General features: G+C 37.4%; 12 protein-coding genes. 8 read left to right on the plus strand and 4 right to left on the minus strand.

What is annotated here, in order from left to right:
* Positions 1 to 236 precede the first annotated feature (236 nt).
* A complete protein-coding gene (locus L2716_RS03830; protein ID WP_408005318.1) occupies positions 237 to 1,418 on the plus strand; it encodes a putative glycoside hydrolase in 1,182 nt (393 codons plus the stop codon).
* A gap of 55 nt (positions 1,419 to 1,473) precedes the next feature.
* Here L2716_RS03830 and L2716_RS03835 read toward each other — a convergent pair whose 3' ends face one another.
* Positions 1,474 to 1,653, minus strand: coding sequence for a hypothetical protein (locus L2716_RS03835; RefSeq protein ID WP_236331947.1), 180 nt, complete (start codon positions 1,651 to 1,653; stop codon positions 1,474 to 1,476).
* 274 nt (positions 1,654 to 1,927) lie between these two features.
* Between L2716_RS03835 and L2716_RS03840 the strand changes: the two genes are divergently transcribed.
* Complete coding sequence (locus L2716_RS03840; RefSeq protein WP_236337787.1) at positions 1,928 to 2,470, plus strand: GNAT family N-acetyltransferase; 543 nt, start codon at positions 1,928 to 1,930, stop codon at positions 2,468 to 2,470.
* 18 nt (positions 2,471 to 2,488) lie between these two features.
* Positions 2,489 to 2,614, plus strand: a complete 126-nt coding sequence (locus L2716_RS18285; RefSeq protein WP_268963934.1) for a hypothetical protein — start codon at positions 2,489 to 2,491, stop codon at positions 2,612 to 2,614.
* Between the two features lie 82 nt (positions 2,615 to 2,696).
* On the opposite strand, the gene L2716_RS03845 is transcribed toward L2716_RS18285, so the two are convergent.
* Positions 2,697 to 5,753: an efflux RND transporter permease subunit gene (locus tag L2716_RS03845; RefSeq protein ID WP_236331949.1), complete on the minus strand. Its 3,057-nt coding sequence runs from the start codon at positions 5,751 to 5,753 to the stop codon at positions 2,697 to 2,699.
* Positions 5,754 to 5,762: 9 nt separating this feature from the next.
* Positions 5,763 to 6,941 (minus strand): efflux RND transporter periplasmic adaptor subunit, encoded by a 1,179-nt coding sequence (locus tag L2716_RS03850; RefSeq protein ID WP_236331951.1) that lies wholly within the window; start codon positions 6,939 to 6,941, stop codon positions 5,763 to 5,765.
* 347 nt (positions 6,942 to 7,288) lie between these two features.
* Between L2716_RS03850 and spxA the strand changes: the two genes are divergently transcribed.
* Positions 7,289 to 7,684 carry a transcriptional regulator SpxA gene (gene spxA, locus L2716_RS03855; protein ID WP_236331953.1) on the plus strand — a complete coding sequence of 132 codons (396 nt, stop codon included), beginning with the start codon at positions 7,289 to 7,291 and terminating at the stop codon, positions 7,682 to 7,684.
* Between the two features lie 86 nt (positions 7,685 to 7,770).
* Here the strand turns inward: spxA and L2716_RS03860 are convergent, their stop codons facing one another.
* Positions 7,771 to 8,442, minus strand: a complete 672-nt coding sequence (locus L2716_RS03860) for a TerC family protein (protein WP_236331955.1) — start codon at positions 8,440 to 8,442, stop codon at positions 7,771 to 7,773.
* A 774-nt stretch (positions 8,443 to 9,216) separates the two neighbouring features.
* Between L2716_RS03860 and mecA the strand changes: the two genes are divergently transcribed.
* From mecA to pepF, 4 genes are all read left to right on the plus strand, one after another.
* Complete coding sequence (mecA, locus tag L2716_RS03865; protein WP_236331957.1) at positions 9,217 to 9,897, plus strand: adaptor protein MecA; 681 nt, start codon at positions 9,217 to 9,219, stop codon at positions 9,895 to 9,897.
* A 141-nt stretch (positions 9,898 to 10,038) separates the two neighbouring features.
* The gene (gene cls, locus L2716_RS03870; protein WP_236331959.1) at positions 10,039 to 11,553 is read left to right on the plus strand and encodes a cardiolipin synthase; all 1,515 of its coding nucleotides are present in this window, start codon (positions 10,039 to 10,041) and stop codon (positions 11,551 to 11,553) included.
* A gap of 58 nt (positions 11,554 to 11,611) precedes the next feature.
* Complete coding sequence (locus L2716_RS03875) at positions 11,612 to 12,823, plus strand: competence protein CoiA (protein WP_236331961.1); 1,212 nt, start codon at positions 11,612 to 11,614, stop codon at positions 12,821 to 12,823.
* A 117-nt stretch (positions 12,824 to 12,940) separates the two neighbouring features.
* The gene (gene pepF, locus L2716_RS03880; protein WP_236331963.1) at positions 12,941 to 14,761 is read left to right on the plus strand and encodes an oligoendopeptidase F; all 1,821 of its coding nucleotides are present in this window, start codon (positions 12,941 to 12,943) and stop codon (positions 14,759 to 14,761) included.
* Positions 14,762 to 14,780 lie beyond the last annotated feature (19 nt).

A 14,780-nucleotide genomic window follows, 5' to 3' on the forward strand; every position in this document is an offset into this window, starting at 1 on the left:
TCAAAGTATATTGTTCAACAATATAGCATGATTCGAGATTCATTTCAAGAGAATTTCTTGTATCACAAGGAATGACAACTGGTCAATAGTGATTTTCTTACAATAATCGTACGTTCATGAATGAATAATGGGAAAAAGATGAAATATATGTCGAAAGTTACTTTTCATGAAAAGAATGGTTTTCTATAATAGTAATTATAGTAACAACATCAGGGGAGGAACGGATTATGGGGATGATGAAAGTATTCATGGCAATTTTTCTACTGTCGTTCCCGCAGTGGGAAATGGCTGATGAGAAACCCGACTTAGATGTATCTTTACACCAGGGGATTGAAAAGCATGTTTTGAAAAGAGAGTTACCAGAAAAGATGCCGAGATTTGTTTATGATTCTGGACTATCCTTTGACTATCCAGACGCTGTACGTGGGATCTATGTAACGGGACATTCGGCAGGTGGTAGTCGTTTTGAGAAGCTGATTTCGTTAATTAACAAAACAGACTTAAATGCGATGGTTATTGATGTTAAGGATGACAACGGGTATATTACTTACATACCTGAAGAGACTTCACCGTTACATTCTTTTGGTCAACCGTACATTAAAGATCCTAGAAAAATGCTCGAAAAGTTAGAGGAAAATAAGATTTATCCAATCGCACGTGTCGTTGTCTTTAAAGATTCAATACTCGCCAAAAAGAAGCCTGAACTATCCTTTAAAGACGGGGGATCAATTTGGAAGAATGGACGTGGGGACGCCTTTGTCAATCCTTTCATGAAGGAAGTATGGGACCATAACTTAGAAATCGCAATTGATGCAGCAAAGTTAGGGTTTAAAGAAATACAATTTGATTATGTACGGTTTCCAGAAGGCTTTGAAAAGAGAGATACGACTTTACAATATGGGTTAGGCGATTACGCGAAGCTTGACGTTGAAAATGTTCAAAAGCGCGTTACAGCTGTAACAGAGTTTGTAGAGTATGCGAATAAACAACTTGAACCATATAACGTTGATGTCTCTGTTGATATTTTCGGATATACAGCTACCTTACCTGAAGCACCAGGTATCGGTCAGAACTTCACGAAAATTTCAAGTCATGTAGATGTTATTTCTTCCATGATCTATCCAAGTCATTGGACTTCATATTTCGGAATTGCGAAGCCAGATCTTGAACCTTATCGACTAGTGACAGAATATGCAAAAATGGAAAACAAAAAGCTAGCTGAGCTTGAAAATCCACCTACTTCAAGACCTTGGATTCAAGATTTTACAGCATCCTATTTAGGAAAAGGTAATTATCGAGTTTACGGTAAAGCTGAAGTTGAAGCTCAAATTAAAGCATTGAATGAGAACGGAATTAAAGAATTCCTATTATGGGATGCAGGCAATACGTATACACCAAATGTTGATTATACACCTTAACAAGTTTGAAAGGAGCTGACTAAATGAGTCAGCTCCTTTTTTATTTGAGTTCATGTTATGTTCTTTTCTCTACTTTATTCCAACCAGTTTGAGATCCTTTACTCTTATTCAAGAAAAACTTCTTGCTTGCACGTCCAAAGATTTTTGATGCTACACCATGGGTGATGATGCCCATAAAAGCTGTTAGTCCTATCACAGATAATCCTAAAAGTGTCATATCGATAAAAAAGTCCATCCCGTGTCCTCCTTGTATGTAACATCCATATTCATCTCATACTACTATTGTAAAAGAAGTTTCAAATTAAGGAAAGAGGGGAAATTATTTACTGATTACTTTGTTCAAAATCCCAGCACCTCAATCAATACCTCGTAATAAATTTCTGATTCTCATATAAGTAAATTCTTTATCTAATAAATCATTTTTACAATTAAATACAATACTCGTTTTAGAGTGATAAGGAGGTTGTGTTATAATGGAGAAGAATAAACCGTTTAGAAAGGATAGATCTATGAATTGGTACGAGAAACTGAATGAGTATTTTCCTGTTGAAGAGATGAAATCGAAAAAACACATGGAGTTATTGCTAAAGGAACAAGGAGATGTCTATCATAAGGATGAAGGGGAACACCATATCCTTATGTTTGCTGAATTTGAAGATTTCCTATTCATTGACTATATCTATGTTTCTGGAGCAGCTCGTGGGCAAGGAATAGGCCATAAACTTCTCGAAAAGATGAAGAAAAAAGGCAAACCGATTCTCTTAGAAGTTGAACCTGTCGATTATGAAGATACTGATACTGAAAAAAGACAGCGCTTTTATAAGAGAGAAGGCTTTGTTCATGCGAAGTCTATTGGATATCGACGAAGGTCATTAGCGACTAATGAAGTGAATGAAATGGAAATTCTCTTCTGGGCTCCGAATGATGAATCCGAAGAATTGGTTTATGAAAGTATGAAGAAGACGTATGAAAAAATCCACACGTATAAAGATGTGGAAATATACGGCAAATCTTATCAGGATGTAGATGACGTACTCACTTTTGAAGAGTGACGAAAGGACGGTGATCTTATGAAACGCCGGACGAAGAATAAGAAGAAACGAGACTGGTTGAAAGATCTTCTTAGAAAAAGGCTTCCAGGTTGGACGCCTAAGCCTACTAAGGGACCAGCTTCACAATCCAAACATACCGCCTAAAACTTTATCTACAATGTATATGTTTAAACAGCAGGGGGCTTAGTCATGAGTGTGTAACACTTATGACTAAGCCCCTTTATAATTATAAGTCTACCTGTTTTTTTCTTTCTTTACGTCTTTCTTTCAATCGATCAAATTGTAAGTAAATGACTGGGATGAATAGTAAGCTGATTAAGGTACCAAAAGTTAATCCGAAAACAATCACGATGGCCATAGGTTGCTGGATTTCCGTTCCTTCACCAATCCCGATCATCAACGGGATTAAGCCTAGTATAGTTGTTAATGCGGTCATTAAGATAGGGCGTAATCGAGCTTTTCCTGCTCTCACAATTGCAATCGATGTGTGCATACCGCTTTGTTTCAATTGATTGATGTAATCAACAAGAACAATGGCATTATTGACGACAATCCCAGTCAAGATCAATATGCCTACCAAGGAACCAACACCGAATGGTTGACCAGTAACAAGTAGACCAAATAGGATTCCGATCACGGTAAGCGGGATAGAGAACATGATAATAAACGGATAAAAGAAGGATTCGAACTGTCCTGCCATCACCATATAGATTAAGACGATTGCTAATGCAAGTGCACCCCCTAATTTAAAGAAGGCATCGTTCATCTGCTGATTCTGACCGCCGAAGGATACTTCGTAGCCAGGTGGTAATGAAACGTTGTTCTTCACGCTTTCCTTCACGTCATTTACTACATTCCCGAGATCACGATCCAAAATGGATGCAGTTACTCTGATTTCTCGTAGTCGATCTGTTCGGTTGATTTGGCTCGGACCATTTCCTCGTTTAATTTCAGTTATTTTACCTAACTCTATGAGTTCACCTGAAGGAGCCTCAATTTGTAGGTCTTCTAAATCTTTTACTGATTCAAGTGTTGATGGATCTACCTGAACTCTTACATCGACTTGATTACCACTTCTGTTGAATGCTGTAGCGACCTTCCCGGTCGTAGCACTTTCTATTGACTGAGCAACTTGAGCGCTCGTTAAACCATAGCTTGCAGCTATCTTCCGGTTCACTTCAATTTCAATAAGGGGGTTACCCGTCTCGTAATTGGATTCGATTTCTCGAATACCATCGACTTTACTGATTTCATTGCGGATATCTGTTGAGATTGCTTCAAGTGTGCGTAAATCTGGCCCTGATATCTCCAATGATACAGGTGAGTCTGATAAACCGCTATCGCTCGCTTGAACAGAAATTTCAGCTTCTTCAATACCTTTTAATTTGTTGCGGATTTGTTCTGCTACTTGTGTGTCAGATTTGTCACGATCTGAGATAGGTTGTAAGAGTATGCTGTACATGGCTTTATTATTGTTGCTTCCAGCTTGTATTGAAAAATCATTTGATCCGCCAATTGTTACATAATACAAATCAATACCAGCAATGGAATCGAGTGCACGGTTAATTTGTTCGGTCGTTTTGAAGGTTGTCTCAGATGCACTTCCAGGCGGTAATTCTACGTTAATATTCACGTAACTTTGGTCTTGAGCGGGTAAGAACTCAGTTCCGATAAAAGGAATAGCTGATAATGAGATCAAAAGAAGAATGATTGTGCCTACGATCAGTCTTTTAGGATATCGAATCGCTTTCCTAAGTAAGTAAACGTAACGTCTCTGAAAAGTAAGGAACCTACTCGTAACAGCTACTTTTTTCTGCTCCTTCGTTAATAAATTAGAAGAGAGTAATGGAACGATAATCAGTGCAGTCACTAAAGATGATGCGAGTGCAAAGGAAACGCTTAATGCTAACGGTTTAAATAGTTGAGCAGCAAGACCATCAACGAAAATGATCGGCAAGAATACGACAACTGTTGTAAGAGTGGAAGCTATGACAGCACCACCAACCTCGGTTGTACCTTTAATTGCAGCTTCTTTTAGTGCCATCCCTTTTTCCTTCAAACGGTATATACTTTCAAGAATTACAATTGAGTTATCTACAATCATTCCTACACCTAGTGCTAAACCGCCTAATGTAAGGATGTTGAGGGTCTGTCCAGAAAAATACATGAAAATGAAAGCGGTCATAACAGAAATGGGAATAGAGAAGCCGATAATGAATGTGCTTCTCATATTTCGTAAGAAGAGATATAGAACACCAGCTGCAAGAAAGCTACCTAATATCATGTTAATCAAAACAGCTCTTATAGATTGCTTAATAAATTTAGCTTGATTAAAAATCGTTTCTAATTGGACCTCTTCTGATAATTCCATTCTTTCAATTTTATTTTCAATCTTATTTGCGACTGAAACTGTATTCTCTCCTGATTGTTTCAGTATTGATATTCCAATACTCGGTTTGCCGTTTAAATAGCTGATCTGATCAGTGGATGCAGTTGTTTCAACGATATCTACAAGATTGTCCAATTGGACTACACCTTTTTGGGTAGGGATAGACAGTTGTTTAAGTTCGGTAATCGAGTCGAATTCTCCAAATACTCTAATTGGGAATTCTAGCCCTTTGTCTTTAATCTTTCCACTAGGTAAAGTGATATTTTCGCCAGCTAAGATTTGTCTTAATTGATCAATAGTTAAACCATGGTCCTTTAGTATAGTTGGATTTACCGATATATTGACTACCTTTTCTGTTCCACCTTCAATTGTAACAGCGGCAACACCTTCTACTGAATCTAATTGAGGCTTGATTTCATTTTCGACTAACTTTTTTGCAGAAACAAGATCCCCATCAGGGGCCTGTATGCCCAATCTCACGATAGGAAGGTCATTTGGATTAAATCTGAGAACTCTAGGTTTTGGGGCATCACTTGGTAACTGGTCACGTATCGCATCTAACTGTTCTCTCATTTTCAGTGAGGCAAAGTCCATATCGGTACCCCATGTATAGGAAACAATAATGAGTGCACCACCTGTCCTTGAAACAGATGATACACTTTCAACATTGGGGATCGTTCCCATCATATTTTCAATTGGAGTGGCAAGGAGCTTTTCAACTTCTTCTGGGCTAGCCCCTTCATATGTAACGGTCACAGCTGCAACAGGAAATGTTAAATCAGGAAACAGATCTACGGGAGTATTTCTAACACTAACAGCGCCTATAATGAGCATGAAAAGGATGACCATGCCCATTGCTATAGGTCTAAATACGGAAAGTTTCGTTATTTTCAAGGATACCACTCACTTTTTCGTGCTGATTTTCGAACGATTTGTTAATTGATATTTGCCTTCTGTCACGACAACATCATTTACTGATAAACCTTTTGATATTTGGCTAACTGTATTTCCTTGTACTTTGAGTGTGATTGGCTGTTTGATTGCTCGCCCATCTTCAACAAGGAATACATATGTTTGATTACCTTCAAAAAGGAGGGCGTTATTCGAAACCGTTATTGCTTCAGGTGCGGATTGAATATTGATCGTCCCAGTTACGATTGATTCAGATTTAATCGTTTTCTTGAAAGGTTTAAGAGGGACTGTAAGTGTATACGTATTTGTTTCTTTGTTTGGTTTGTCGGTAATTGTCTTAATGGTAGTGTTAAAGGGATCTTTGATCTCTTCAAATGTTAATCGAATATCCATTCCTTTCTTGATGGATTTAATTTGGAAAGCATTGATTGGAAATACTGCGTTCAGGTTGGATTCACTTGAGACAATCGCCAATGGATTACCTGGGATTGCTGGCATGCCTTCACTCGCATTTAGTTGATTAATGGTTCCAGTTATAGGGGACGTTATTTTTGTTGCTTGTAACGCATTCTTGGCTTCCTGTACACCTTTGCGTGCTTGTACCAGTTGACTGTCGATCAGTGGAAGTGCACTCGATGTAATAGATGTATTAGAATTAGATAACTGTTTTAGTTGTTTTAGAAAGCTATTCACATTTCCAATTGGAATGTCAGCTTCAATCTGATCAGGTATTTCAATTTCTTCTAGTTGTTTTATAGTATCATCAATCACGTTGTTGATTTCAGCTTGAGTCGACCGTTGCTCCTGTATTGTGTTATTTAACTGATTCCGTGAATTTTCAAGTGCAGTTACTGCAGATTGAGCTTGATTAAGCTGTTGCCTGATTTGGGAATCATCTAATGTCATGATTAGATCGCCTTCTTGAACAGTATCTCCATTCTCAACCGAAATCTGAGTGATTTCTGCAGGAACAGAAGATGTAATAGGGACTTGTTCAGAAGGTATTGCTTTTCCAACTATTTCGATTCTGTTTGTAAAGGTTTCTTTCTTAACTGTATCAGTTTCAACAGGAATCGCATTACTAGAAGCATTATCACTTGTTATTTTTTCCTCTGCACAAGCAGAGAGTAGTAAAAGTAGTAAGAAAAGAGATAACATATGTATTTTCAATTCATTTCACTCCAAATCTAGATCACAACTCTAAAGCTTAGTATACGTGAAAGTTTAGCGAACATCTCATAATATGGATTATTTCTTTTGAAAATAGGTTTAATTTGTTTTATCAAGGGTAAACAAAATCTAGGTACATATTATAAAAGGATGTTGTACAACAAATGAGTTATTTTCATCGTTAAATTTGTGTAAGTTGAATTCCTAGGAAATTGATAAGAATTACCCATTTACCCTATCTTATATTACGTAGATGTAGTATAATAAGAAATATGATTTAATTATCTTTTTAAAGTAATGCACAAAGATATATGCATTTTTCAAATCATGAAAGGAGACGATTCCTTATGGTTACATTATATACTTCACCTAGTTGTACTTCATGTAGAAAGGCTAGAGCATGGTTAGAAGAGCACGAGATTCCTTTTCAAGAGCGTAATATTTTCTCAGAGCCATTGTCAATTAATGAATTGAAAGAGATTCTTAGAATGACTGAAGAAGGTACGGACGAAATTGTATCAAAACGCTCCAAGACTTTTCAAGAATTGAATGTCAACTTGGATACGATGCCACTTCAGGATCTTTTCGAATTGATGAGTGAAAACCCTGGACTGCTTCGTCGCCCGATTATGATTGATGAAAAGCGATTACAAGTTGGTTATAACGAAGACGAAATTCGTCGCTTCTTACCGAGAAAAGTTCGAACTTTCCAGTTGCTCGAAGCTCAAAAAATGGTCAACTAATTTAAGGTGAATAATAAAAAAAGGCTTTTGCTCAACGATGTAGTCGGGCAAAAGCCTTTTTTGTTTATCTTTTTTAGTGAAATTATTTAGTTTACATTTGCACCTGCTTTAACTCTTTTAGAAAGCCAGCCTAGAACTAATACGCCAACGACGATTACTACGGAAATTAAGATTTCAAGCATGGCGTTATGTCCTATCCATTGTTGTATGATCGCTTCTTCTAAAATCATTTTGGCAGCTGTATAGGCTAAAATTCCTGAACCAATGTAAACAATAGAAGGAAATCGTTCCATAAAGTGCAAGATTAATTTACTTCCCCATATAATGATAGGAACAGATACTAATAAGCCAATGACAACAAGTAGAATGTTGCCATGTGCAGCGCCAGCGATTGCTAAGACATTGTCTAATCCCATGACAACGTCTGCAACGACAATAGTCTTAACTGCAGCCGCAAGGGTTGTACCACTCTTTATATCCGCTTCACCATCGTCTTCTGCTAAGAGGTTGTATGCGATATAGATGAGTAACACACCACCAACTAGTAAAAGGTATGGGATTTTCAATAAGTACACAGCGACAATTGTCATGATTACTCTAACGAAAATGGCCAGTGCCGTACCGAACAATATGGCTTTATTTCTTTGATGCTCCGGTAGGTTGCGACTTGCTAGCGCAATTACAACTGCATTATCTCCACCCAAGACAATATCTATTGCGATGATTGTTAATAATGCGATAAGAAATTCAGATTCCAAATCGAATATACCCCTTTCTAACTACCCAGAAGAACACGAAGGGTGTTATTCTGTTATTCCTCGATGTCTAGCTTCATCGCCTAGGTGCTCGAGGTCGCTTCGATTCCTCTGACAACACACAGAGCGTGTTATTGCAAGGAATCTCCAGCGCACTTCACACCAGACCTCGGCGATTTCGCTTTTCTTAATGTCTAGCTTCATCGCCTAGGTGCTCGAGGTCGCTTCGCACCTGACCTCGGCGATTTCTTTTTTCTTAATGTCTAGCTTCATCGCACAGCTTCTTGGATCACTTCAATCCTCTTGCGGCGGCCGAAGCCTCCTCATTGGATTTCCAGTGACCATCGAAGTCCTTATTATATAGGAGCTTCGACTAAGACCCACCACGTCCTGTGGTGAACGTCGAAGTCAGCACATCCTGTGCAAGTCAGCTTTTCTTTATCACTTGACGTTGGCGTTTAATCCACGTACAATCACACAAAGTATGTACAAACAGTAGAACGAAAAAAGTATAAATGAGTTTCCATAAGCAGTCAAGCTACAATTTATAGGTTACTGGCCTATTTATGTACAAAAACGAAAAATGGTCATGCATTTTTATTTCATTCCTCAACTATTTATCATAGAATAGAAGTACAAGAAACTCCAACTTTGTGATAACTGATTTAGTAGCGCCCAAAACGGGAATACCTATAATGAGAAAGAATATTTCAAATGACAGGGGTTCAACATCTCTTCCAGGTGAAATTTAATCTGGATCGAAGGGAGAGAAACACCATGGAAATAGAACGTGTCAATGAGTATACTATAAAATTTTTCATAACGTATCATGATATAGAAACTCGAGGTTTTGATAAAGAAGAGATTTGGCAAAATCGAGAACGAGGCGAAGAATTGTTCTGGGAGATGATGGACGAAGCTCACCAACAGGAGCAATTTTCTTTGGAAGGCCCTCTTTGGATACAAGTGCAAGCTTTAGACAAAGGTCTTGAAATTCTTGTTACGAGAGCATCACTGTCTCAGGATGGCTCGAAGTTAGAATTACCTATCTCTGAGGACAAACAAGTAGATGTTCCTGTAGATGATAATATTGAGAAAATGCTCGATCATCATTTTAGTGCTGATGACGATTCTGATGATGCAACTGTTGAACCAGAAGATGGAGATTTTCTATCATTCATGCTTCGATTCTCAGATATTGAAGATGTCATTTCTTTAAGTCACAGCGTTGTTACCAACTCATTTACGGATAGTCTTTATCACTACGAAGGTAAATATTATCTGTATGTAACTTTTTATGATTCGTTCAGTGAGTCAGAGCAAGATGATGTGTTGAGCAGGATGCTTGAATTCGGGGATGAAACCGAATTGACAGTACATCGTATCGAAGAATATGGAAAAGTCATTCTCTCAGAAGATGCACTTGGGCAAATGAACAATTATTTTCCAGAGAAATAACAAAACGCCGACTTTCAAATTGAATTTCGGCGTTTTCATTTTTATATGAGCTTCTTGACGATACTTATAGTTGTAATTTCTACATAATAAACAGATAATTAAAATACCAAATATTAGATGGTACTAAGGGATGAATGCAACATGTTTAAGAAAACATTACAAGTCATGCTTTTTCTAGCTATACTCGTTTCAATGTTTATTTTCACGAAGCCTTATTGGGAAAACTGGATTCTCGGTGTTCTTAGTATTTTCTTCACTTTCTCAGCATTATTTATTGGGATCGTGATATTTCTCGAAAATCGTCATCCTTCTCAAACATTGACATGGTTTGTTGTCCTTGCTGCTTTTCCACTTCTAGGTTTCTTCTTCTACATGCTCTTCGGTAGAAACTATAGGAAGAAAAGAATGTTTGACCAAAAAGCGCTTAAAGACGAAGAGGCATTTTCTCGATTTGAACAAAATCGACCTATTGATGATGATCAAATGAAATTAATGGGGGATCATCAAAGACTTTTATTTAAACTGGCCCAAAAGCTTGGTAAAAGTCCGATTTCTTTTAATACCGACACACAAATACTAACCAACGGGAAAGAGACATATGAATATATTCTTAATGCGCTTCGAAATGCGAAAGAGCACATACATATGGAATACTATATCGTTCGTGATGATGGAATAGGCACGCAAATCCAAAATGTGCTCCTTGAGAAAGCAAGAGAAGGAGTAGAAGTGCGTTTCTTATACGATGCGGTAGGTAGTTGGAAGCTATCAAGAGAATATATCAACACCCTTAAAGAGGCTGGTGTGCAAGCCATACCTTTTCTTCCTGTTAAATTACCTCTATTGAACAACAAGATCAACTACCGTAATCACCGAAAGATTGTTGTGATTGATGGAAATGTCGCATTTGTAGGTGGGTTAAATATAGGGGATGAATACTTAGGGTTGAATAAGGCCTATGGTTTCTGGAGAGATACACATTTGATGGTGAAAGGGGAAGCGGTTAGAAGTCTTCAACTGATTTTCTTACAAGATTGGTATTCAATGACGGGTGAAACGCTTCTAGAACCCAACTATTTATCACCTGAATTTCCGAAGGAAGAAGTGTATGGCGGCGTACAAATGATATCTGGTGGTCCAGATCATCAATGGGATATTATTAAGAAATTATTCTTCTCAATGATTGTTTCTGCTAAGCAGTCTATATGGATTACATCACCCTATTTTATTCCTGATGAGGATATTCTCAATGCGTTAAGAGTTGCAGCACTCAGTGGAATAGATGTCCGTTTGTTATTCCCGGCGAAACCTGATAAGAAATTGCCATTTCATGCTTCTAGATCTTATTTCCCTAGCTTGCTTGAAGCTGGTGTGAACATATATGAATATCAAAAAGGTTTCCTTCATAGTAAAATGATCATTGTTGATAGTGAATTGGCTTCAATTGGTACAGCAAATATGGACATGAGAAGCTTTCATCTTAATTTTGAGGTCAATGCTTTCCTATATAGAACAAAAAGCACACAACGTCTTGTAGAAGACTACTTGAATGATATTAAAGATGCGACACCTATACAACATGATACATTTAAGAATCGAAAATTTTATTATAAAGTGATTGAGTCTACTTCTAGATTATTATCACCTTTACTTTAATTGGAAGAAACTTTCTCTTAGAAGAAGGTTTCTCTTTTTTTATCTAGAATGGTATACGATGAATACTAGTGAAGGAAGGAGTGTACAGTTGCTTACTGCTTATGATCCAAATTATGTGTTGATTAACTTAGCTGAACAATGGAATCGAAGTGAGCTTGAAAGGTTAAGATCCGAATCTACATTTCGATGTCCCATTTGTAAGAAAGTTGTTCGTTTGAGGCTAGGTACGAAGCGGATTTGGCATTTTGCACATAAAGAGCATTCAGATTGTCAAAATGATTACGAGCACGAGTCCATGTACCATCTCACCGGTAAAAAACAATTGTATCAATGGTTATCATTCCAAAGCTATTCCCCGTTAATCGAAAAGCACCTCAAACACCTCAACCAACGACCAGACCTGTTTCTATCTTCTGGCAAACTCCAAATTGCATTCGAGTATCAATGCTCATCCATCCCTCTTGAAAATATTCAAAAACAATCAAAGGCTTATATTCAAGCAGGTATTCAACCTATTTGGATATTAGGAGAGAAGAGACTATCTCAAATTTCACGATTTGTATTTCGTATAGATGAACTAGCCTTACAATCACTCCTTTATAGCAATTCAACCTATCCTTACCTGGTTTATTATTGTCCACTGAAAAAAAGATTCTCCATTCTCCATACCATCATCCCTTATTCTTCGAAAATCGTATTTGCCATACTTGACAAGTGGTCCCCTAATAACGTTTCGTTTCCATTCCATTTTCCATTCAGAAATCAATTGCCAAAACCATACATTGATAAGTGGGTGGATAAATTGTTCACAAGTAGGATGTATTTACATGTACAAAGGGAGCCAGCGGTTGTTTTTATGAAACATAAATTAATACAAAAAGGGATTTCACCTTGTCATTTTCCATCTGAAGCGGGTGTCCCAACCAATTATTTAGTTTGGTTCCAAACCCCTGCATATGTTTGGCAAACTGTTTTTTTAATAGAAGTAATTGACCCTCTTTCCGTCGGGCAAACCGTTCACTTTCGAGAACTGTACGGAATGTTCTTAAGACAAATTGTTCAATATAAAATAAAGCTAAGACGAGACATTTCTGATGGTAAGTCGCACCTCTCATTTGCAATAATGGAGTACTTGAAGTGTTTAACTAAGTTTGGTTTATTGAAGTGGGGAGGGAAAGCACAATTTACAAAGCAAAGAGAAGTACAATTTCCTAACTCGACATCAGAATCTAAGGAACAATTGCGCAAAATGATTCTCTTACTGAATTAGAGGATTATGGACGTATAAATAGAAAATATTATAAGGGGGAATGTTTTGTAAAAACAGGCCAATACCTATAAGATATACATGTACGAGTCGAGAAATGAATAGGAGGAATTCGATATTATGACAGAAAAAACTGTAAAAAAACTTCCGAAAAGAGATGAAATACCTACACAAGATACTTGGGATCTAGAGGATATTTTCCAATCAGATGAAGTTTGGGAAAATGAATTTAAACAAGTGAAAAACATGATTCCACAAATTGATCAATACCAAGGTAAGCTAGGTGAGTCAGCGAATATTCTTTATGAGGCACTTCAACTACAAGATGAAATCACAATGCGTCTAGGAAAGCTATATACATATGCACATATGAGATATGACCAAGATACAACCAACTCGTTCTACCAAGGTTTGAATGATCGGGCCGCTTCATTAGCTACTGAAACAGGGAGCCACCTATCCTATATCGTACCGGAAATTCTTTCTCTCGAAGAAAGTGTCATTCGATCCTTTGTTGATCAAAAAGAAGAACTGAAACTTTATGAGCACTTCTTAGATGAAATTAATCGTAGTCGGCCACATGTTCTTTCAAATAAAGAAGAAGCATTACTAGCTGGCGTTAGTGAAGTTACGAATAGCTCTAGTAATACTTTCGGTATGTTGAATAATGCTGATATGAAGTTTCCATCTGTTAAAGATGAAAATGGAGAAGAAGTAGAGATCACACATGGCCGATATATCCGGTTTCTAGAAAGTGATGATCAGGAAGTTAGGAAGAATGCATTTAAAGCGATGTACGGTACGTATGACAAGTTCAAGAATACTTTCGCAAGTACATTAAGCGGTACGGTTAAGAAGGACAACTTTAATGCTAGGGTGCGGAGCTATGACTCAGCTCGTCAAGCTGCATTGGATTCAAATAATATTCCAGAGCAAGTATACGATAATCTTGTGAAGACCGTTAACGACAATCTACATTTGCTCCATAGATATGTTCGTTTACGTAAGAAAGCACTTGGTCTAGATGAGCTGCATATGTATGACCTTTACACACCGATTGTGAAAGATGTGAAAATGGAAATTCCATTTGATGAAGCAAAAGAACTTGTCGTCAAAAGTCTTGAACCGATGGGCGATAAATATGTAAATATCGTAAAAGAAGGTTATGAGAAGAGATGGATTGATGTTCAAGAAAACGTAGGTAAGCGCAGTGGAGCCTATTCATCTGGCGCATATGGGACGATGCCATATATTCTTATGAACTGGCAAGATAACGTGAACAATTTGTTTACGTTGACACACGAAATCGGTCACTCTGTGCATAGCTACTATACGAGAGAAACACAACCTTATCCATATGCGAACTATTCAATTTTCGTAGCGGAAGTTGCTTCAACTTGTAATGAAGCATTATTAAACGATTATCTCCTTAAGACGACAGAAGACAAAAAGAAAAAACTTTACTTACTGAACCATCATTTAGAAGGTTTCCGAGGTACAGTGTTCCGTCAGACGATGTTCGCCGAATTTGAACAAATGATCCATGAGCGTGCAGCTGCTGGGGAAGCTTTGACACCAGATTTATTTACGGAAATGTATTATGACTTAAACAAAAAGTACTTTGGAGATGATATCGTAATTGATGAGGAGATCGGTCTTGAATGGGCTCGTATTCCACACTTCTATTATAATTATTACGTTTATCAATATGCGACGGGCTTTAGTGCAGCGGCATCTCTATCAAAACAACTATTATCTGAAGGCGCACCAGCAGTAGAAAGATATTTAGAATTCTTAAAAGCTGGAAGCTCGGATTATCCAATTGAAGTCTTGAAAAAAGCAGGAGTAGATATGACAAGTAGCAAGCCAATTGAAGAAGCACTATCCGTTTTCGAGAATGTACTGGACGAAATGGAAGAATTATTGTTCGAAGGAGAATAAGAGAAGTTTCGTCAAAAAG

The organism is Pseudalkalibacillus berkeleyi, from assembly GCF_021608225.1.
Taxonomy (GTDB): Bacteria; Bacillota; Bacilli; order Bacillales; family Fictibacillaceae; genus Pseudalkalibacillus; species Pseudalkalibacillus berkeleyi.